This is a genomic window from Robertkochia flava, assembly GCF_020166515.1.
GTDB lineage: Bacteria > Bacteroidota > Bacteroidia > Flavobacteriales > Flavobacteriaceae > Robertkochia > Robertkochia flava.
Window position 1 is genome coordinate 598,597 of the sequence record NZ_JAINZT010000002.1, and the last position, 21,561, is coordinate 620,157.

Sequence of the window (21,561 nt, forward strand, 5' to 3'; positions counted from 1 at the left end):
GGCTTTTTTGGTTCCGGCCGGATGATTAAAGTGTTTTTGCCCGGATTGGATTTTTCTATTTCCCTTTACGGGGTTTAATTCCGAAAAATTATCAGATTTTTGCAGCTTAAATCGGTTTATGAACAACGATCAGCGCAAGTGGGTTTATCTTTTTGTACTTTCCATTATCTGGGGGAGTTCCTATATCCTTATCAAAAAAGGACTTCAGGGATTCTCTCCGGTTCAGTTGGGGGCAGTACGCATTATCTTTTCCACCATTTTTCTTCTTCTGGTGGGGTATCGTTCTGTAAAGACCATACGGAAGAACGAATGGAAATGGATCGTGGCCTCTGCGCTGAGTGGAACCTTCATTCCTGTTTTTCTGTTTGCGTTTGCGGAAACTGAGATTGACAGTAGTATTGCCTCGGTGCTTAACTCCCTGGTCCCGCTCTTTACCATCCTGATCGGTTTTCTGGCTTTCAGAATTCGCACCAGGTGGGGGCAGGTAGTGGGTGTTCTCATGGGACTCGCCGGTGCTGTAGTTCTCATTCTTCAGGGGGCAAAAGTGAATCCGGGGCAGAATTATTTTTATTCGCTGTTGGTTGTGCTTGCTGCTGTTTTATATGCAGCCAATGCCAATATTATAAAATCCAGGTTACAAAAGGTTTCTCCAATGGCCATAGCCACAGGAAGTTTTGTGCTCATGCTTCCGGCGGCAATAGTGCTTATTACCTTTTCCGGGTTCTTTACGGAAGAAGTTGTTCAGGGAGCCAGCTTCTGGCCTAGTCTGGGCTATATCGCCGTTTTATCTGTTTTTGGTACCGGATTGGCAAAGATCATGTTTAACCGGTTGATTCAGATCTCTACACCTGTGTTTTCTACCTCGGTAACCTATCTTATTCCTGTAGTCGGGGTTTTCTGGGGCATGCTCGATGGAGAACGATTCTCTTTGCTGCAGGTCCTTGGTGGAGGGATCATTTTGTTAGGTGTATACCTGGTAAACAGAAACCGGAAATAAATAAGTGTGGTCTTTATTAAAAGAATACCGCTGCTAATAGCTTCTACAGGCTTTTCAGGGGAATGAATCCGGAGGGTCTGTTTGCCGATCTGCAGTAATTTCTAAGATCCGGAATTTTCCAGCCACAGGAATTTTTCTGTGCTTAAGTATTTTACAAGGCCCGTTCCTGTATTTTTTACTCCAATTATTACCTGCAGACCCTCTATTTTTTGTAAATTCGATACAGTAATTGCAAAACCAACTCAATGAATCCCAACAGAATACATATAAGGTACGGCCTCATTATTGCCGTTGTGCTCATTGCTTACTTCCTATTGCTCCGGCTTTTTGGACTGCATGAAAATCCATGGCTCAGGGTGTTTAACGGGGCTATTGTGGCCTATGGTTTATATGCTGCGATCAGGCTCAGAAGGGTTCTCGAGGGCGATAAATTCGATTATTATAAAGGATTTAAAACCGGGATCTATTCCGGGTTTCTGGCCACCCTGGTCTTTGTGGGCTTCATGGCGCTATACATGTATCATCTTGATCCTGAATTTCCCGAGATGCTTCTGGATACATGGATGAAAGATTACAATCAGGGGCCGGGTATTCTCATTTTTATTCTGGTAGTGGAAGGATTCGCTTCGACCGTGGTACTTACCCTGGCATTTATGCAGAAATTTAAACCGAGTTGGAACCCTAAAAAAAGAGCTCAAAACGCATAAAAACATTTGCGCTTTAATGAATTAGCAGTATATTTGCACCCGCCTAAAATTTTATTTTGGGCTTATGTATTGAAACTAATTTATTAATCCATACGTATATGTACGCAATTGTAGAGATAGCAGGGCAGCAATTTAAAGTTGCAAAAGACCAGAAGGTTTACGTGCATCGTTTGGCTTCCAAAGAAGGAGAGAAAGTTTCTTTTGATAACGTTCTTCTTTTGGATGACAACGGTAATGTTACCATTGGCGCCCCGGCTATAAACGGAGCCGCAGTAGAGGCAAAAGTTGTTAAGCACCTTAAGGGTGACAAAGTGATCGTTTTCAAAAAGAAAAGACGTAAAGGGTACAAAGTGAAGAATGGTCACAGACAGGCCCTTACTGAGATCGTGATTGAAGGGATCACTGCCAGCGGAGCTAAGAAGGCAGCTCCTCAGAAAGAAACCAAAAAAGCAGATGCTCCAAAGGCCGAAGCTAAAGCCGGACAGGATCTGAATGATCTTACCGTGGCTGAGCTGAGAGAAATGGCTAAGGATAAAGGGATCAGCGGATATTCTTCCATGAAGAAAGCTGAACTGATCGAGGCATTAAGCTAATTTTTAATTTGTTAACGAAATAAAACTCTAATACAATGGCACACAAAAAAGGAGTTGGTAGTTCCAAGAACGGTAGAGAATCAGAATCGAAACGCCTCGGGGTGAAGATCTTCGGAGGTCAGGCTGCTATCGCTGGGAATATCATTGTTAGACAACGTGGAACGGCTCACAATCCAGGTGAGAACGTTTACATGGGGAAAGACCATACCCTGCATGCAAAAGTAGATGGTATCGTGAAGTTCCAGAAGAAAAGAGATAATAAATCTTACGTTTCTATTGAGCCATTTGAAGCTTAATAAGAAGCCATATTCTTAGGAAAAGCCCTTCATTTTTGAGGGGCTTTTTTTTTGCCCTGCGCTTTTCAGGATGGATTCAGGGTAATAGTCTGAGTTGATGCTCCGGAGATGGGACTGGTTCTCTGCATAGGGGTCCCATGTACAGAATATCTGTAAAAAGATGCAATAATCTAATAATAAGTAAGTTAAGTGATATTATAGTATATTTTTTCTATCTTTAATGGAAGCAACTAAAACTATCATTATGAAGAAAAGTATTATTTGTATCGCTTTAGCCAGCTCGATCATGTTCAGCAGCTGTTTGGGTTCTTTTTCTGCCTTTAACGGCCTTAAGGACTGGAACATGGAGATTTCTGACAGTAAGTTCCTGAATAACCTGGTTTTCTGGGCGCTTTGGCTCTTGCCTGTATATGAGATATTCCTTATTGGGGATGTCATTATTTTTAATACCCTCGAGTTCTGGACCGGGAATAATCCAGTGGCCATGAAGGAAGGGGAAAAAGAAGTACAGGTGGTCGAAAATGACGGAAACACTATTAAAATGACTGCAACCATGAACAGGATGCAGATCGAGGTGATCCAGGGGCCAAAGAAAGGGGAAAAGGTAGACCTGGTATACCGTCCTCATGAAAGGAGCTGGAATGCCATCAAACCGAACGGAGAAATTATTCCATTGAGCTCTTTCAGGGATGGATTCTACATTGTTCATACCCCCGATGGGAAAGAGGTTAAGATCGATGCCAATGCTACCCGGGAAGAAGGTTTAGCTATCCTTAATCAATATAAGGAGGAGCATCTTCAAAATTCCATGCTGGCAGAAGCGGAATAGTCTCAAAATGACATTTTCCAAAAAGCCCTGCAGGTATGCAGGGCTTTTTTTATAAGGGGGATTTGTGCTTGCCTTTAAGCATTCTGTTTTGCAAGGTATACTTTTGTTATATTTGCTACCGGGCCCTCCGGCCTGTTGAGAAGACTGCCCTATGAATGAATACTTAGATCCTACAGGAGACCATCTTACTCCGGAAGAGAACGATATTGAAAGAGCGCTCAGGCCCCTTTCCTTTGATGATTTTGCAGGACAGGACCAGGTACTGGATAATTTAAGAGTCTTTACGGAGGCTGCAAATCAGCGTTCGGAAGCTCTTGATCATACGCTTTTTCACGGCCCTCCGGGACTGGGTAAGACTACCCTGGCCCATATCCTTGCCAATGAGTTGGGAGTAAATATTCGTGTAACCTCCGGCCCTGTACTGGATAAGCCCGGAGATCTTGCAGGATTGCTCACCAATCTCGATGAAAGGGATGTGCTGTTTATCGATGAGATACATCGCCTGAGCCCTGTGGTGGAAGAATACCTGTATTCGGCCATGGAAGATTATAAGATCGATATTATGATCGAAAGCGGTCCCAATGCCAGAACGGTACAGATCAACCTCAACCCCTTCACCCTGGTTGGTGCAACCACCCGCTCCGGTTTGCTTACCGCTCCCATGCGGGCACGGTTTGGTATTAGCAGCAGGTTGCAGTATTACACCACCGAACTGTTGGCAGATATTGTGCAGCGAAGTGCACAAATACTGCAAGTGCCGATCTCCATGGAAGCGGCAATTGAAATTGCCGGAAGGAGCCGGGGTACGCCCCGTATAGCCAATGCATTGCTGAGAAGAATCAGGGATTTCGCTCAGATTAAAGGCAATGGTAAGATCGATATAGAAATCTCCCGCTTTGGCCTGAAAGCCCTGAATGTGGATGCCTTCGGCCTTGATGAAATGGATAATAAGATCCTGGCTACCATTATTGACAAATTCAAGGGCGGCCCTGTAGGTATTACAACCCTGGCTACCGCTGTTTCTGAGAGTGCTGAGACTATTGAGGAGGTGTATGAGCCATTTCTGATTCAACAGGGGTTTATCGTGAGAACCCCAAGGGGAAGAGAGGTGACGGAACTTGCCTATAAACACCTGGGAAGAACACGACAAGGAACACAAGGGGGACTCTTTTAAGTCTGGTTATCGGTCCGGTGTATCCGATATTTTGCCTTAGTTTGCCGCGGAACAGAGCAGGTATATTTTAAGGGAAAATGTGTTGTGATTTCTGTTATTCTTCAATAATGCCTTATGCGACGGTTCTGTCAGGGGGCAATTCAACCGGTTAAGCTTGCGATTGTTTTCAGGAATTGGGGCGTCAAAGGTAGTGTATAACGCACTAAGGATCAGGGTAATATTAAAAATTTTCCGTAAATTCATGTGCCAGAAAACCAACCAATACGTTTAAAATGCCTTTGTTCATGGATTTGCACATCATCCCCGGGGCCAGTGCTGAGGATGTTGCTAAAGCACATGTTAAAGACTTGTACTGCCAGGATGAGTTTGGATGTCGTGCTATCACCTATTGGTTCGACCAATCCAGGGGTAAGGCGTTTTGTCTTATTGAGGCTCCTGATCTCGAGGCAGTCACAGAACTTCACAGGAAGGCCCACGGGCTGGTACCCAATCGGGTGACGCCGGTAGACCCGGCAATGGTGGAATCTTTTCTGGGCAGACTTACCGATCCCGATTTTACAGAATCCCGGGTAGAAGGTACGCTAAATGTATTTGAAGATTCTGCTCTGCGGTTTCTGGTTCGCCTGGTATTGCCGGATTTTAACTTATTGAGAGCCCTTCACCCATCTAAAGACCTTAGAGAACTCCAGGAGTACGCGCACTACATACTTTCTGAACTGGCCCGTAAATTTAACGCCAGACGAATTACTTACATTAAAGACGATTTCAACTATGCCTTTAATTCGTCCGGTGATGCCCTGGCATTTATCATGGAATTGGAATTGATGTTACGCAGAAAGGATCCGTTGCTCGAACCCGGTTTTGCCGTAATATCAGGGGAGCCATTAACCGATAAGCCCGGATTTTTTGAAGAAGCGACGGATTTGTTACAGGCGCTTAATTATTTCAGCCGGAAGAAAAAAAAGGTCATTGGTTCTGAGGTATTTAATGAAGGAGGCACTTCAAAAGCACATTTGCAGGGAAAATATCCTTCCAAGTTGCTGGTTTTAGATAGTTATGCAGAAACATTTCTGATCCAGCTGGATAAAATGGTTGGAAAATTTTATATGAATCCGAACCTGGATGTGGGAATGCTCGCCTCGCACCTGGCCTTTAGTCATTCTAAGCTCTACAGAGAATGTAAGAAGGTGACCGGGATCTCACCAAACCGATTTATACGGGAATACCGTTTAGAGCAAGCCTTAAGGTTAATGAGAAGGAACCAGGATTCTATCTCTGAAATCGGGTTTCATTGCGGGTTTAATACTCCTTCCTATTTTACAAGATGTTTTTGTGATTATTTCGGGGTTAATCCTGCGGAATATAAGAATGAATTGGTCACTTTGCATGAAATGTTGCAGTAAAAGACTGATTTATTGGGTGTTGACCATGCTTGTTTTCATAATTTTCTGGAAACCAATAAAATAAGTAATTATGAAAACGTATCTGAAAAAAGTAATTTTCCTGACATTGTTTATTGCAGCCAGCCCTTTTGTATTCGCCCAGGAAACTGCTACTGAAGGCGATATGCACATTACCAAACTTCCCGAAGATTCTGAATTGAAAATGTATGTGATTGAAAGAAATGTGGAGGGCATAGGAACCTCTTCTGTAGCAGACCTTCAGGGAGTGACCAAAAATTCCTGCGGCGTGCTTCATGATATGGGTAATACCGATATCCAATGGGTGCAGAGTTATTTTACAGGAGATAAGATCTACTGTATATATAAGGCCAGGAATAAGGAGCTGATAGCTCAGCATGCCAAAACCCTTGGTGTTCCTGCGGATGAGATCAATGAGATCAAATCGTTTGTGACCTCTGAGCAGTGATAAAAATTGTTAACCTGAGCTACCCTGGAACCGGACCCTTTCATTTTTTACGACAGGGTCTTTTTTTTGGAAATGGGTTCTCCGGGCATTTCATACCTTTGGGGTAATGGGATCCGGAGAAAAACATGCTCAACTGATAAAGAATGAGGCCGCCAGGCTTGGGTTCTTATCGTGTGGAATCTCCAAAGCCGGCTTTCTGGAGGAAGAGGCTCCGCGATTGGAAACCTGGCTGCGGAATGGCATGCATGGCGAGATGGGTTATATGGCGAATCATTTTGACAAGAGGTTGGACCCGAGACTTCTGGTAGATGGTGCACGCTCGGTAATTTCTGTACTCCTAAATTACTACCCTGAAAGGGGGCAGGAGGATGCCGATGCCCCTAAAATTTCCAAGTACGCATATGGCACCGACTATCATTTCGTGATCAAAGACAAGCTGAAGTCATTACTGGAATTCATCAGGGAAGAGATCGGGGAGGTTGAAGGCAGGGCCTTTGTTGACTCTGCCCCGGTTCTGGATAAAGCATGGGCCGCAAGGAGTGGGCTGGGATGGATCGGAAAGAACTCCAATCTTTTAACCAAACAGGTAGGGTCATTTTATTTTATTGCAGAGCTTATTACCGATCTCGATCTTCCGGCCGATGGTCCGGTTACCGATCATTGCGGTTCCTGCACCGCATGTATAGATGCCTGTCCCACCGATGCTATAGTGGCTCCGTATGTGGTAGATGGGAGCAGGTGTATTTCCTATTTTACCATCGAACTTAAGAATGAACTTCCCGGCGGATTTAAAGGTTCTTTTGATAACTGGATGTTCGGCTGTGATGTGTGCCAGGATGTCTGTCCCTGGAATCGCTTTTCTACTCCTCATAATGAACCTGCCTTTGAGCCACATCCCGACCTGCTGGGTATGACCCGGGAAGATTGGTATGAACTCACCGAGGACACCTTTAAGAAAGTGTTCCGTAAATCGGCTGTTAAAAGAACCAAGTTTTCCGGGCTTATGCGCAATCTCGATTTTATTAAGAATCAGAAGGGTCCGTAAATTCGGTATTTTGTTATCATCTATTATTGCGTATATTAGAACAAAATGCATGAACCATTAGGTTTATTTGCATTTCCAGCCCTGGAATCTGAGGTTCTCTGAGCTCCGTCCCGGGGTATTACTAAACTAAATCATACCGAATTACTATGGGTTCTTTACAAACGCTCGACGTTATCGTGATCCTTTTTTACCTGGTTGGGATCATTATCTACGGAATTTCCAAATCCAAAAGGAGTAGTTCAGAGGATTATTTTCTAGGGGGCCGCACCATGACCTGGCCCATCGTGGGGATTGCCTTGTTTTCTGCTAATATTTCCAGTTCTACCCTCGTAGGATTGGCTTCTGATGCCTATCAAACCAATGTTCATGTATACAATTACGAGTGGTATGCAGTTGTTGTTCTGATCTTTTTTGCAATATTCTTTCTTCCGTTCTATCTCAAATCGGGGGTATATACCATGCCCGAGTTCCTGGAGAGAAGGTACGACCGCCGGTCTCGGTATTATTTTTCGTTTATTACCATTGTGGGGAATGTGATGGTGGATACCGCGGCCGGTCTTTACGTAGGAAGCATCGTTTTGAAGTTGTTGTTTCCCGAGATTTCCTCTACCACTATTATTATTATCCTGGCCATAGCGGCCGCAACATACACCATACCCGGAGGTTTAAATTCTGTGATCCAAACCGAGGTGATACAGGCCATATTGCTTATCATCGGTTCGTGCTTACTCACTTATTTTGCATTTGAAGAGTTGGGCGGGGGCTGGAATACCATGATGAGCAAGCTTGATGCTACCCTTGCTGGCGGGGGAATTGACTTTGGAGACAGGGCTGCAGAAGGTAAATACATCCCTGCTGATGCCGATGAGGTATTCAGTCTCGTGCGTCCCGGGAATGATGAATTTCTTCCCTGGTGGGGCTTATTGTCCGGTGTGCCTTTGCTGGGCTTTTATTTCTGGGCGAATAACCAGTTTATGGTGCAACGGGTATTAGGGGCGAAAGACCTGAATCATGGCCGTTGGGGAGCTCTGTTTGCAGGCCTTCTTAAATTACCTGTGATATTTATTATGGTGATTCCCGGGGTGCTGGCCATCATGCTCTTTAAGGGGTTGGATATTTCGGGCTTGAACTATCCGCTCCCCGATGGAGGGATATGTAAAGACCTTTCCGATTGTCCGAACCTGACCTATCCTGTACTTCTGTTTCAGTTGCTGCCAACGGGAATCCTTGGCCTGGTAGTTGCCGGTCTCCTGGCGGCCATGATGTCCTCGGTTTCTGCTACCTTTAATTCTGCTTCCACATTGATCACCATGGACTTTGTAAGGAATATAAATCCGCGTTTAACAAGTAAGCAACTGGTAAGGGCAGGCCAGATCGCTACGCTTGTTCTTGTGGTACTGGCTTCTGCCTGGGTACCTTTCATCGAAAAGGTGAGTGATTCTTTATGGGGATACCTGCAGCTGGTTATCGCCTATACAAGTCCGCCCGCTGTGGCTGCATTTGTACTGGGCTTGTTCTGGAAAAGAGCGAATGGAACCGGAGCAATCGTAAGTTTATTAACCGGGGGTGCCCTGGCGGTTTTTATGATCCTCTCACAGGTGAATGACTGGTTGCCTGCAATTAATAATATCCATTTCCTTGGAAAGGCCACTTTATTGTTCCTTCTGTGCGTGTTCATACTGGTGGTGGTAAGTATACTTACGGCTCCTCCTGCAACAGAAAAAGTGGATGAATACGTTTACCGCTGGAGTTTGTTCAGGGAAGAAACAAGGGAACTTCAACCCCTTCCCTGGTATAAGAATTACAGAAAGCTTGCAGTGCTACTTTTGATATTAACTGCAATTGTAGTGGGGTACTTTTGGTAAAAAAATAGTCTTGTATGATGAATAAACGCAATGCATTCGTGTTGATATTTTCTTTAGCTGTACTCTCTGCATGTAATAAGGGGTCTGCAGAGTACCTGGAGGTTGAGGTCGCTACCAATATGAGAGCCCTTCTCGAAGAAGAAGACACCGATAAAGATAAAAGGATAACCAAAGATGATCAGGGCGACAGGAGGTTTGAGCTGCAACTAACAAATGGAGGGGAATATGTTGTTTCTTCAACTTATTTTCTGTCCAATTTACTTCAGGAGCTGGCCCTGAAGAATGCTGCCGGGGATTCGGTGGCGTTCCTGGAACTCAGCAGGATTGAGGAGGCTCCCTCGTCCAGGATATCTCGAAACATCAGGGAGGTGTACTGGGATGATCTTACCCGTACCGTTGATCGAAAGGGGTTAAAGAAGATCCTGGAGGATTCCAAAAGTTCTGATACGGTAACCAGAAGGATCTATGTGCCTTCAACCGATAGTGTGGCCCGGGAATATTTTAATTCCCTTGCTCACGAATTTTCCAATTTCAGGGTAGAGGTGCTTCCGGAAAATATTACCCCTGAATATGTGAAATCCATAAACGATAAACCTGGGATACTTTCCCTGAAGCTCGAAAACGGCAGGGGAGTTCCTTTTGTGGTACCCGGGGGAAGATTTAATGAGATGTATGGGTGGGATAGTTATTTTGAAGGACTGGGACTGATTCGTGACGACAGGAATGACCTGGCAAGGGCTATGGTCGATAATTTCTGCTACCAGATAGAACACTACGGAAAAATCCTTAATGCGAACAGGTCGTATTACCTGACCCGAACCCAGCCTCCTTTTCTCACCTCCTTTATCAGGAGTGTATACGCTGCTATGGAGGTAGAGGATAAAGAATGGTTAAAAAAGACGCTGGAAACAGCGATTACCGAATATGAAACCGTATGGATGGTTTCCGGAGAAAGATTAGCGCCTAATGGGCTCAACCGGTATTATGCCGCCAGCATCGGAATTCCCCCGGAGACCGAAGACGGTCATTTCCGGGAGGTCCTGACCGGTTTTGTCAACCGGTATAATGAGTCTCGTGCCGATTTTGAGGAAGAGGCGCTCACTTTGGAGGAATACGTACATAACTACCAGTCAGGTGCGATTGTGGAACCCGATCTGGATGAATACTTTTTGCACGACAGGAGTCTCAGGGAAAGCGGTCATGATACTTCGTGGAGACTTGATAATAGCTGTGCCCATCTAAATACGGTGGGGTTAAATGCCTTATTGTATAAGTATGAGACCGATCTTGCTTTTCTTATCGGCAATTATTTTAATGGGGTTTTAGCCCATGAAAACGGGAAGTCCTACAGTGCAGGATACTGGAGAAAGCAGGCCAGAATGCGAAAGGAACTGATGAACGAATTGATGTGGGATGAGACGAAGGGCAGTTTTTACGATTATAACCTGATCACTTCTTTCAGAACTGATTTTGAGTCGGCCACTAATTATTTTCCCCTCTGGGCCGGTCTGGCAACCGAAGACCAGGCGAAACGTATGCTCGATCGACTTCAGTCCACCCTGGTAGCGCATTGCGGAGTGGCCTCTACAGCCAAAGCCTCTGTGGAAAAATACGCCACAAATGATGTCCAGCGACAGTGGGATTATCCTAACGGATGGGCGCCTCATCAAATGTTGATCTGGAAGGGGCTTCAAAATTACGGATATGATGCAGAAGCCTCAGAGCTGGCCTACCGGTGGTTGTGGATGATCACCCGAAATGCGGTGGATTACAACGGTACTATTCCTGAAAAATACGACGTGGTAAGTTGTACCCATAAGGTGTATGCTGAATACGGAAATGTGGGTACAGAGTTTGATTATATCACCACCTCGGGGTTTGGGTGGATGAATGCTTCTTACCAGGTGGGACTGGATGTTCTTGATAGTGAACTTCTTAAAAAACTCAATGATCTGGTGCCTCCGGAAGAGGTGTTTTGATTTTTTTGTATTCCTGATATTAATTAGGTTTGGGACTTCAATATTCTTTTACCTTTGCAAACTACAAACAGACAACTATGAGCAAATCCAGTAAACGAAGAGAAGCCTTGGTTTATCATGCTAAACCCCAGCCTGGTAAGATCAAGATCGTACCTACTAAAAAATATTCAACACAGAGAGACCTCGCTCTCGCCTATTCTCCCGGAGTTGCAGAGCCCTGCCTTGAGATACAAAAAGATAAAGAAAACGTTTATAAATATACCACCAAAGGAAACCTGGTGGCGATAATTTCCAACGGAACTGCAGTTCTCGGTCTTGGGGATATAGGCCCGGAGGCCTCGAAGCCGGTCATGGAAGGAAAGGGCTTGCTTTTCAAGATCTTTGCTGACCTGGACGGAATGGATATCGAACTTGATACAAAGGATGTGGATAAGTTCGTGGAAACCGTGAAGACCATAGCCCCGACATTTGGTGGTATTAACCTGGAGGATATTAAGGCTCCGGAGGCTTTTGAAATTGAGAGGAGACTGAAAGAGGAGCTGGATATTCCGGTGATGCATGACGATCAGCACGGAACGGCAATAATTTCTGCTGCGGCCCTGCTTAATGCCCTGGAACTTGCGGAAAAGAAGATCGGAGAGGTGCGTATCGTAATCAGTGGGGCAGGAGCCGCCGCTGTTTCCTGTACAAGACTGTATAAGGCATTTGGAGCGAGCCCGGAAAATATCGTGATGCTCGATAGTAAGGGTGTGATCCGTAGTGATCGTGAAACCCTGAGCAAAGAGAAGCTGGAGTTCGCCACCGATCGAAAAATTGATACCCTGGAGGAGGCTCTTAAGGACGCCGATGTATTTATCGGTCTTTCCATAGCAGACATTGTGACCCCGGAAATGCTGCAAACCATGAATGCGAATCCTATCGTATTTGCCATGGCAAACCCCGATCCGGAGATCGCCTATGACCTGGCCATCAAGACCCGGGAAGATATCATTATGGCTACGGGGAGATCAGATCATCCGAATCAGGTGAACAATGTACTGGGATTCCCTTTTATTTTCAGAGGAGCTATGGACGTAAGAGCCACCAGTATTAATGAAGAAATGAAAATGGCAGCCGTAAAGGCCCTTGCCGAACTCGCCAAAGAACCGGTTCCTGAACAGGTAAATATTGCCTACGGGGAAACCCGTCTTACTTTTGGGCGTGATTACATCATTCCAAAGCCTTTTGATCCGCGATTGATCGCTGCTGTTCCGCCCGCTGTGGCAAAAGCCGCTATGGAAAGCGGGGTGGCCAAGGCTCCCATAACAGACTGGCAAGCCTATGAGGAGGAGCTGCTGCAGCGACTTGGGCACGACCATAAATTGGTGCGCATGCTTCACAATCGTGCAAAAACCAACCCTAAAAAGATCGTATTCCCCGAAGGAGACCAGCTGGATGTGCTTAAGGCTGCCCAGATCGTTTATGATGAGGGGATAGCTACTCCGGTATTACTGGGACGCAGAGAGGTGATCGAAGAACTCATGCAGGAGATCGAATTTGATGCGGATATCGAGATCATTGACCCCAAGGGAGATGAGATGTGCGAGAAAAAAGAGTACTATGCTAAGAAACTTTGGGAGCGCCGGAACAGGGATGGTATAAATCTTTATGAGGCCCAGAAAAAAATACGCGACAGGAATTATTTTGCGGCCATGATGGTAAATGAAGGGGATGCTGACGGACTTATTTCGGGCTACTCCAGGTCGTACCCTACCGTGGTAAAACCGTTGTTTGAACTTATTGGAAAGGCTTCTGGAGTTGAGCGCGTTGCCGCTATGAACCTGATGATCACCGAAAGAGGGCCCATGTTCCTTGCAGATACCTCCATCAATATAGATCCTTCTGCGAAGGAACTGGCGGTAATCGCGAAGATGACTGCCCAAACGGCCAGGCTTTTTGGAGTAGAGCCCGTAATCGCCATGCTCTCGTATGCGAATTTCGGATCCTCCAAAAATTCGAAAGCTACCAAGGTGAGTGAGGCGGTGGAGTACTTACATGAGCATTACCCCGATATTTGCGTGGATGGAGAGATACAGTCAGATTTTGCATTGAACAGGGAAATGCTTCAGAGTAAATTCCCTTTCTCAAAGATCGCCGGTAAAAAAGTAAATACGCTGGTATTCCCGAACCTTGAGTCTGCTAATATCACCTATAAGCTGATGAAGGAACTTAATAAGGCCGATTCTGTAGGGCCCATCCTGTTGGGAATGGCTAAGCCGGTTCACGTATTGCAATTAGGGGCTGGGGTAGACGAGATCGTTAATATGACAGCAGTAGCAGTTGTCGATGCCCAGGAAAAGGAAAAAAGAGCTAAATAAAACCACTTTCTGAAGCTGGTAATCAATTAGGTTAATGTCTCGGTTGTGATTTATTTTATTACATTTGAGGCATTAACCTATTTGCTGTAATGATTTCACACATAAACGGAAAACTCGTTGAGAAAAATCCGACAGAAGTGATTATTGAATGTGGTGGTGTCGGCTATCTTATCAACGTATCCCTTTATACTTATTCCCGCATTCCCTCAAGGGAAAATATTAAGTTATATACACATCTTATAGTAAGAGAAGATTCTCACACCCTCTATGGTTTTTATGATAAAGGGGAAAGGGAGATATTCCGGCTGTTAATATCGGTTTCCGGTATCGGGGCAAGTACCGCGCGAACTATGCTGAGCTCGATGAATCCCCAGGAGATCATGGAGGCAATTGCATCAGATAATGTGGCGGCTATACAATCTGTGAAGGGCATCGGAGCAAAAACGGCCCAGCGCGTCATCATAGACCTAAGGGATAAGGTCGTTAAGTTGTTTGGAATGGAAGAGGTGGCAGCTGCAGAGAACAATACAGCGAGGGATGAAGCGTTATCTGCTTTAGAGGTTTTAGGATACCCGCGCAAACAGGCTGAGAAAGTCGTTGCGAAAATCCTTAAAAATGAACCCGAATCAGGAGTTGAAGAGATCATAAAGGGAGCCTTGAAGAATTTATAAGGAACCGCAAAAAAACCTTAAATTAACCAGGAATTGCTTAACCAACTTAAAAAAGCTGTACTAACATTTCTGTGTGTTTTTGTCACTGCATTGTCTTTTGCTCAGGAAGAAGATCAGCAGGAACAGGACTCTGTTCAGACGGGCGTTGCCCTGGGCAGGATTAAACTTCAGCAACCTTCAGATATCATCAGTAAATACACCTACGATCCTGTTCTTGATCGTTACATATATACCGAAAAGGTGGGTGAATTTGATACCCGATACCCTATAATTCTTACTCCGGAACAATATCAGAAGCTCATCCTTAAGGAGCAGATGAGAAATTATTTTCACGAAAAGACCGATGCGGTAACAGGCAGGGCAGGAGAGGATGATGCACAAAAGAACCTTTTGCCTTCTTTTTATGTGAACTCCGATTTTTTTCAAAGTGTTTTTGGAGGAAATACCATTGAGGTGATCCCTCAGGGAAGTGTGGCCATGGATCTGGGGGTGCGCTATCAGAAAAATGATAACCCCGCCTTATCTCCAAGGAACAGAAGTAATGTTTCCTTTGACTTTGACCAGCGTATCTCTCTGAGTCTTTTGGGGAAGATCGGTACCCGTTTGGCGATCAATGCACAATATGATACCGAAGCGACCTTCGATTTCCAGAACCTTATAAAAATTGACTATACCCCTACTGAAGATGAAATTCTGCAGAAGGTCGAGATCGGTAATGTGTCGATGCCCTTAAATAGTTCCCTGATCAAGGGTGCCCAGAGTCTGTTCGGGGTAAAGACTCAGTTACAATTCGGGAATACCACAGTTACAGGGGTGTTTTCAGAACAAAGATCGCAAAGCAGAAATATTACGGCCCAGGGGGGTGGTACGATAAATGAATTCGAGATCCTCGCTCTTGATTATGATGAGGATCGCCACTTTTTTCTTTCACAGTTCTTCAGGAACCAGTACGACACGGCCCTCGAAAATTACCCGTTTATAAGAAGCCAGGTGCAGATCACCAGGATTGAGGTCTGGGTGACGAACAGGATTCAGCGAACAGAGAATGTTCGTAATATCGTTGCTATCCAGGATCTTGGAGAGCCGGTGCCTGAAAACACAAGAATTAACGCCAATGCCCCTGCAGGTTTTTTTGCCCCGGGAAGTGATCTGCCACGGAATGCCGCGAACGCCTACGATCCTTTAAATATCGGAGGTGCAGGTTCTGCCCTGAATGAGAACATCAGGGATATTGCAACGGTACAGCAGGGCTTTAGCACCGGGGGGTATATGACCAACCAGGGGTTTGATTTTGCCATCCTTGAAAATGCAAGAAAACTGGAGCAGGGTCGCGACTTCAAACTGGATACCCAGCTCGGATATATCTCTTTAACCCAAAAGCTCAGTAATGATGAGGTGTTGGCGGTGGCCTATCAGTATACCTATAACGGAGAGGTTTACCAGGTAGGAGAATTTGCCAATGACGGGGTAAATGCGACCACCTTCGAGTCTGATAATGGACTGGTGACAGCGGTTAATCCGCAGTCGCTTGTGCTTAAAATGCTCAAGAGTAATATAACTAATGTCAGCGATCCGGTTTGGGACCTGATGATGAAGAACATCTATGCTACCGGGGCGTTCCAGTTGCTGCAGGAAGATTTCAGGATGAATATCCTTTATGTGGATCCCAGTCCTGTAAATTACATTAGTCCGGTAGATGAGGGAACCTGGCCTGCCGGTCTGGAAGAGCAGATCCTGTTGGATGTCTTTAATTTTGACCGCTTAAATGTCTATAACGATCCGCAGAACGGGGGAGATGGTTTCTTTGATTTCCTTCCCGGGATAACGGTGGACACACAAAACGGAAGGATCATCTTTACCAAGGTGGAGCCATTTGGAGAATATCTCTATGACCTTCTGGGGGATGGGTCCAATTATAACGATCCGAACTTTAGTCCGAATAACCCTAACCAGGAACGCTACGTATTCAGGGATCTCTACAAGCTCACTAAGGCTGCGGCCCTGGAAGAGGCAGATAAGAACAAGTTCATGTTAAAGGGACGGTATAAGGCCGAAAGCAGTGGAGGTATTCCTATCGGGGCCTTTAATGTGCCCAGAGGGTCGGTCAGGGTGCGTGCCGGAGGGAGACTGTTGCAGGAAGGTATAGATTACACGGTAAACTACCAGGCCGGAACCGTGCAGATTCTCGATGAAGGGTTGCGTGCATCCAATGTTCCAATTGAGGTTTCTGTGGAAAATAATGCCGTTTTTGGTCAGCAAACCCGGCGGTTTACCGGACTTAATGTCGAACATCGTTTTGGGAAGAAGCTCTCCATGAGCGGAACCATGCTTAACCTGAATGAGCGTCCCCTTACCCAGAAGGCAAACTTTGGGGTGGAGCCGGTAAACAATACCATTCTGGGGCTTAATCTGAATTATTCCACAGAGATGCCTTTTATGACCCGTTGGGTCAATAAGCTGCCGAACATTGATACGGATGCACCTTCGAATTTATCCGTGCGCAGTGATTTTGCCTACCTGCTTCCGGGATCCCCCAATAACGCTGATTTTAATGGAGAAACTACTTCTTACCTCGACGATTTTGAAGGAGCTCAGGCCTTTATCGATATCCGTTCTGCTATTGCATGGTCGCTGTCCAGTGCACCTATAGGGTACGGGGGAGAGTTAGAAAATGATAACCTGGCCTCCGGTGGGCGACGGGCTAAGATGTCCTGGTATACCATCGATCCTGTATTCTACAGTTCGCAGCGACCTGATGGAATTACAGATGCCGACCTGTCAGACAATTCTACAAGGAGAATTTTTATAGATGAGATCTTTCCTCAGCAGGATGTTCCTCAGGGGCAAACCCTGGTGCAGCCTACCCTGGATATAGCCTATTACCCCGATACGAAAGGGCCCTATAATGCCAATTCTTCTTTTGATGCCCTGGCAGCAAATGAACGCTGGGGAGGGATCATGCGTTCGGTAAGCAGTACCAACTTTGAACAGGCCAATGTGGAGTATATCCAGTTTTGGTTGCTGGATCCATACTACCAGGACGGGGTGCAGCCCGGGCAAGGCGGAGAGCTCATCTTTAATCTTGGAAATATTAACGAAGATATTCTGAAAGACGGTCGTAAGCAATACGAAAACGGGCTTCCGGCTTCTCCGAATCCGGCCCTGGTAAACACGACAAGTTTTGGTAAGGTACCCGCTTCCCAGTCGCTGGTATATGCTTTTGATGCCGATACCCAGAACAGGAATATTCAGGATGCAGGTTTTGACGGACTTCTCGATGATGAAGAAGCTGCCATATACGGTAACCCCGGGCCTGACCCGGCTCTCGATAATTATGAGTTCTACCTGAATCGAAGCGGTGGTATCCTTGACAGGTATTATAATTACAACAACCCTCAGGGAAATTCCCCGGTGGTGGTGAACAATACGAACAGGGGGTCAACCACCCTTCCGGATGTGGAAGACGTGAATCGCGACCTGACCATGAATACGGTAGATAGTTATTTCCAGTATCGTGTTCCAATAGGGCCTAATATTCAGCGTAATGATAATTATGTGACCGATATCAGGGAGGTGGATGTGGAAACTCCCGATAACAGACAGTACCGGGTACGCTGGATCCAGTTCAAAGTGCCTATTCAGGATTTTGACCAGGCCATAGGTGGGATAACCGATATCCGGTCTATAAGCTATATGCGGATGTTCCTTACAGGTTTCCAGGAACCTGTAGTACTTAGGTTTGGAACCCTGGACCTGGTTAGGGGCGACTGGAGGAATTTTACGCGAAGCTTCCAGAGAGAAACCGACCCCAATCCGGAGGACGATGGTACCTACGTGGATGTGAATACGGTAAACATCCTGGAAAATGAACAGCGAACTCCCATACCGTACCGTTTACCTCCTGGGGTGGTTCGGGAGCAGTTAAATAATAACAATACCATTGTCCGCCAAAATGAACAGTCGCTTTCTTTTGCTGTTTGTGGTCTGGAGCCTGAAGATTCCAGGGGAGTTTTTAAGAATGTCAACATTGATGTCAGGCAGTATAAACGGCTGAAGATGTTTCTCCATGCCGAGGCCTATAATAATGTTCCGGTAAGCGATGGCGAGCTGGTCGGTTTCCTTAGGTTTGGTACCGATTTTAGCGATAACTTCTACCAGGTGGAGATCCCGCTTAGAATAACCCCTCCCGGAACGTCGGATGCAGAAGGCATCTGGCCTTCTGAGAATAATATTGATCTTCCGCTTTCCCTGCTTTCGGATATCAAGTCACAGGCCATCGCAAACGGTAGCCTTCAGAATCTTACCTTTTACGACGAAGAGGGAAATCAGGTGGCCGAATTTTCGCCACGTGAGATCGGGGAGCAGCGTATCGGGATCAAGGGTAATCCCAGCCTTGGGAATATCAGGGCCGTGATGGTGGGGGTAAAGAATCCGAGCTCCACCCTTGGGGACGATGCCTGTGGAGAGGTGTGGTTTAATGAGCTTCGGCTGGCGGAACTTGATAACCAGGGCGGATGGGCTACCATAACAACCGTTGATGCCAATGTGGCTGATTTTGCCAATGTATCGGCTACCGGAAGTATGAGTACATCAGGCTTTGGGGGGCTGGATGAATTGCCTAGCGAAAGGGCCCGGGAAGATGTACAGCAATATAACCTGAATTCCAATGTGAACCTGGGGCAGCTACTGCCAAAGAACTGGGGGATTCAGGTGCCGATGAATTATAGCGTTTCCGAACAGTTGATCACCCCGGAATTCGACCCCCTTTACCAGGACCTTAAGCTGGACGACAGGATCGCGGCTGCTCCAACTGCAGAAGAGGCGCGGGCTATTGAGGAGCAGGCCCAGGATTATACAAAAAGGAAGAGCATAAATTTTATAGGGGTTCGTAAGAACAGGAATGAAACCCAAAGAGCTGATTTCTTTGATGTGGAGAACTTCACTTTTAATTATGCTTACAACCAGACCGATCACCGGGATTTTGAAGTGGAAACTTTCAGAGATCAGAATGTGAAAACCGGGGTGGTGTACAGTTATAATTTTGAGCCCCTGGAGATAGTGCCTTTAGGGAAGGCAGATTCCCTGCTTAAAGGTGCCTACTGGCAATGGCTTAAAGATTTTAATTTCAATTTGTTACCCAATAGTATTTCGGCAAACACCGGGTATACACGTACTTTTAACAGCCAGAGTTTCCGCCAGGTTCTCGGGCTGGGTGGAGAAGCAGATCTCCTGGGATTACCCGAACTTCAGCAGAAGAACTACCTGTATGATTGGCAGTTTGCGTTAAATTATAATCTTACCAGGTCGCTGCAGCTCAATTTTACCGCATCAAGCAATCATATTGTACGAAATTATTTCACGGAGGATGAAGGGGGCGATCGCATAATAGACCCTTCCCTGGGGTTGTGGGATGATTTCTGGAATATCGGAGAGCCTAACCGGCATGCGCAGCGGCTGCAGTTAAATTACACCCTTCCCTTTAATAAGATCCCGATTTTAAGTTTTATTGATGCAACCTATGCATTTACCGGAGATTTTAACTGGCAAAGGGGTAGTGACGTTCTCAATGAAATTGCAGGAGAAGATCTGAATACCATTCAAAATGCGGGAACGCATGACCTTAATGCTGCCCTTGGAATGGACCGACTCTACAGCTATCTTGGACTTGTTCGTAAAGATGACGGTGGGGCCGCAGCCCGTAGAGCTGGCAGAAGTGCGATTCCTGATCAGGATGGAGAGGCAGCAGATCGCGCGCCTTCACGGCCTTCTAAAAAATACGGGTTCAGGAATACCCTTGTTGACCTGGTGACCATGGTAAAAAGGGTGAATCTCACCTATACCAATAACAGCGGTAAAATGTTGCCCGGTTATACCCAGTCTATCGGATTTATCGGAACGCTCAGGCCGTCTCCGGGATTCGTTTTTGGTAGCCAGGCAGATGTGCGCTATGAAGCCGCGAGAAAGGGCTGGCTTACTACCTTCCCTGAATTTAACCAGCAATTTACCCAGAGAGAGGCCGAACAACTCAATGTAACGGCTAATCTTGAACCGATCCCGGAATTAACGATCGACCTGGTTGCAGACCGCGCCTATTCCGAAAACCTCTCAGAAAATTATAATGTTACCGATCTGGATGGCGATGGATTGCTGGATTACAATCCCCTGATCGAAAACCGTTTTGGAGATTTTACTATCTCAGGAATTATGCTTCGAACTTCCTTCTCTTCGCAATCCCAGGAAGATTCTGAGCTGTTCAACACCTTTAGTGATAACCGTCTGGTTATTGCCCAACGCCTGGCCGGCCAACCTGTAAATCCGGGTGCAACCGATTATCCTGTGGGATACGGGCCTACCAACCAATCTGTTTTGCTGCCGGCATTTGTGGCTGCATACACAGGTCAGGATGCTAACGATGTTTCACTTAAGGCGTTCCGGGATGTGCCATTGCCGAACTGGACCATGAAATATACCGGGCTTATGCGGGTGAACTGGTTCCGTGAAAAGTTCCGGCGTTTTTCACTTACCCATGCCTACAGGTCCAGCTACAGTATTAATGGCTTCCGGACCAACCTGGATTATGGGGATGGTGGTGAATTCGACCAGGCAGGGAACTTTAAGAACGAAACCCTCTATACCAATGCAACCCTGATCGAGATGTTTAATCCGTTGCTCCGCATTGATTTTGAAATGAAGAATTCCGTGAGCATCCAGGCCGAATTGCGAAAAGACCGGGCGCTGGCGCTAAGTTTCGATAATAATCTGTTGACAGAACAATGGGGCGATGAGTATATCGTAGGACTGGGCTATCGTTTTGCAGACGTTCGTCTTCCTACCAGGATCGGAGGCAAACAGACAATTCTTAAAGGAGATATTAACCTGAAGGCCGATTTGTCGCTTAGGGATAACGTTACAGTGATCCGGAACCTGGATATTAATACCAACCAGGTAACCGCAGGTCAGAATATCTGGGCGCTTAAGTTCACTGCCGATTATGCCCTGACCAAGAATATGAACGTGCTGTTCTTCTACGATCATACGTTCTCCCAGTTTAAAGTTTCCACAGCTTTCCCTCAAACCACGATTCGTTCTGGCTTTACCCTGCGTTATAATTTTGGAAATTAAACAGGGTGAGCTTTGAATACAATCTGAGAATCGATTACATTTGTGCATCAAAAAATT

14 protein-coding genes are annotated in these 21,561 nt (G+C 45.9%); all 14 read left to right on the plus strand.

The annotated features are described in order from the left end of the window. Nucleotides 1-118: 118 nt before the first annotated feature. A complete protein-coding gene (locus K7R11_RS03055; RefSeq protein ID WP_224488557.1) occupies nucleotides 119-997 on the plus strand; it encodes a DMT family transporter in 879 nt (292 codons plus the stop codon). Nucleotides 998-1,242: 245 nt separating this feature from the next. Then, nucleotides 1,243-1,704 (plus strand): DUF4199 domain-containing protein, encoded by a 462-nt coding sequence (locus tag K7R11_RS03060; RefSeq protein ID WP_224488559.1) that lies wholly within the window; start codon nucleotides 1,243-1,245, stop codon nucleotides 1,702-1,704. A gap of 98 nt (nucleotides 1,705-1,802) precedes the next feature. Continuing rightward, complete coding sequence (rplU, locus tag K7R11_RS03065) at nucleotides 1,803-2,297, plus strand: 50S ribosomal protein L21 (protein WP_224488560.1); 495 nt, start codon at nucleotides 1,803-1,805, stop codon at nucleotides 2,295-2,297. A gap of 35 nt (nucleotides 2,298-2,332) precedes the next feature. Continuing rightward, nucleotides 2,333-2,593: a 50S ribosomal protein L27 gene (gene rpmA, locus K7R11_RS03070; protein ID WP_224488561.1), complete on the plus strand. Its 261-nt coding sequence runs from the start codon at nucleotides 2,333-2,335 to the stop codon at nucleotides 2,591-2,593. Between the two features lie 244 nt (nucleotides 2,594-2,837). Continuing rightward, the gene (locus K7R11_RS03075; protein ID WP_224488562.1) at nucleotides 2,838-3,422 is read left to right on the plus strand and encodes a DUF3332 domain-containing protein; all 585 of its coding nucleotides are present in this window, start codon (nucleotides 2,838-2,840) and stop codon (nucleotides 3,420-3,422) included. 151 nt (nucleotides 3,423-3,573) lie between these two features. After that, a complete protein-coding gene (gene ruvB / locus K7R11_RS03080) occupies nucleotides 3,574-4,596 on the plus strand; it encodes a Holliday junction branch migration DNA helicase RuvB (RefSeq protein ID WP_224488563.1) in 1,023 nt (340 codons plus the stop codon). Between the two features lie 284 nt (nucleotides 4,597-4,880). Beyond that, complete coding sequence (locus K7R11_RS03085; protein ID WP_224488564.1) at nucleotides 4,881-5,999, plus strand: nickel-binding protein; 1,119 nt, start codon at nucleotides 4,881-4,883, stop codon at nucleotides 5,997-5,999. Nucleotides 6,000-6,069: 70 nt separating this feature from the next. Next, nucleotides 6,070-6,465: a DUF4242 domain-containing protein gene (locus K7R11_RS03090; RefSeq protein ID WP_224488565.1), complete on the plus strand. Its 396-nt coding sequence runs from the start codon at nucleotides 6,070-6,072 to the stop codon at nucleotides 6,463-6,465. A 106-nt stretch (nucleotides 6,466-6,571) separates the two neighbouring features. Continuing rightward, entirely contained in the window at nucleotides 6,572-7,510 is a 939-nt protein-coding gene (gene queG / locus K7R11_RS03095; RefSeq protein ID WP_224488567.1) for a tRNA epoxyqueuosine(34) reductase QueG, read from the plus strand. Between the two features lie 146 nt (nucleotides 7,511-7,656). After that, complete coding sequence (locus K7R11_RS03100) at nucleotides 7,657-9,375, plus strand: sodium:solute symporter (protein ID WP_224488569.1); 1,719 nt, start codon at nucleotides 7,657-7,659, stop codon at nucleotides 9,373-9,375. Between the two features lie 14 nt (nucleotides 9,376-9,389). Further along, nucleotides 9,390-11,354, plus strand: coding sequence for a trehalase family glycosidase (locus tag K7R11_RS03105; protein WP_224488572.1), 1,965 nt, complete (start codon nucleotides 9,390-9,392; stop codon nucleotides 11,352-11,354). Between the two features lie 77 nt (nucleotides 11,355-11,431). Continuing rightward, entirely contained in the window at nucleotides 11,432-13,711 is a 2,280-nt protein-coding gene (locus K7R11_RS03110) for an NADP-dependent malic enzyme (RefSeq protein ID WP_224488574.1), read from the plus strand. A gap of 89 nt (nucleotides 13,712-13,800) precedes the next feature. After that, nucleotides 13,801-14,382: a Holliday junction branch migration protein RuvA gene (gene ruvA, locus K7R11_RS03115; protein ID WP_224488576.1), complete on the plus strand. Its 582-nt coding sequence runs from the start codon at nucleotides 13,801-13,803 to the stop codon at nucleotides 14,380-14,382. A 33-nt stretch (nucleotides 14,383-14,415) separates the two neighbouring features. After that, nucleotides 14,416-21,504: a T9SS outer membrane translocon Sov/SprA gene (sov, locus tag K7R11_RS03120; protein WP_224488578.1), complete on the plus strand. Its 7,089-nt coding sequence runs from the start codon at nucleotides 14,416-14,418 to the stop codon at nucleotides 21,502-21,504. Nucleotides 21,505-21,561 lie beyond the last annotated feature (57 nt).

Bases quoted from the DNA above. Each gene is read 5' to 3' on its own strand.
- queG (WP_224488567.1), top strand. From the start codon at position 6,572: ATGGGATCCGGAGAAAAACATGCTCAACTGATAAAGAATGAGGCCGCC.
- K7R11_RS03085 (WP_224488564.1), top strand. From the start codon at position 4,881: ATGGATTTGCACATCATCCCCGGGGCCAGTGCTGAGGATGTTGCTAAA.
- K7R11_RS03075 (WP_224488562.1), top strand. From the start codon at position 2,838: ATGAAGAAAAGTATTATTTGTATCGCTTTAGCCAGCTCGATCATGTTC.
- K7R11_RS03100 (WP_224488569.1), top strand. From the start codon at position 7,657: ATGGGTTCTTTACAAACGCTCGACGTTATCGTGATCCTTTTTTACCTG.
- ruvA (WP_224488576.1), top strand. From the start codon at position 13,801: ATGATTTCACACATAAACGGAAAACTCGTTGAGAAAAATCCGACAGAA.
- K7R11_RS03060 (WP_224488559.1), top strand. From the start codon at position 1,243: ATGAATCCCAACAGAATACATATAAGGTACGGCCTCATTATTGCCGTT.
- K7R11_RS03090 (WP_224488565.1), top strand. From the start codon at position 6,070: ATGAAAACGTATCTGAAAAAAGTAATTTTCCTGACATTGTTTATTGCA.
- rpmA (WP_224488561.1), top strand. From the start codon at position 2,333: ATGGCACACAAAAAAGGAGTTGGTAGTTCCAAGAACGGTAGAGAATCA.
- K7R11_RS03110 (WP_224488574.1), top strand. From the start codon at position 11,432: ATGAGCAAATCCAGTAAACGAAGAGAAGCCTTGGTTTATCATGCTAAA.
- K7R11_RS03055 (WP_224488557.1), top strand. From the start codon at position 119: ATGAACAACGATCAGCGCAAGTGGGTTTATCTTTTTGTACTTTCCATT.
- K7R11_RS03105 (WP_224488572.1), top strand. From the start codon at position 9,390: ATGATGAATAAACGCAATGCATTCGTGTTGATATTTTCTTTAGCTGTA.
- rplU (WP_224488560.1), top strand. From the start codon at position 1,803: ATGTACGCAATTGTAGAGATAGCAGGGCAGCAATTTAAAGTTGCAAAA.
- ruvB (WP_224488563.1), top strand. From the start codon at position 3,574: ATGAATGAATACTTAGATCCTACAGGAGACCATCTTACTCCGGAAGAG.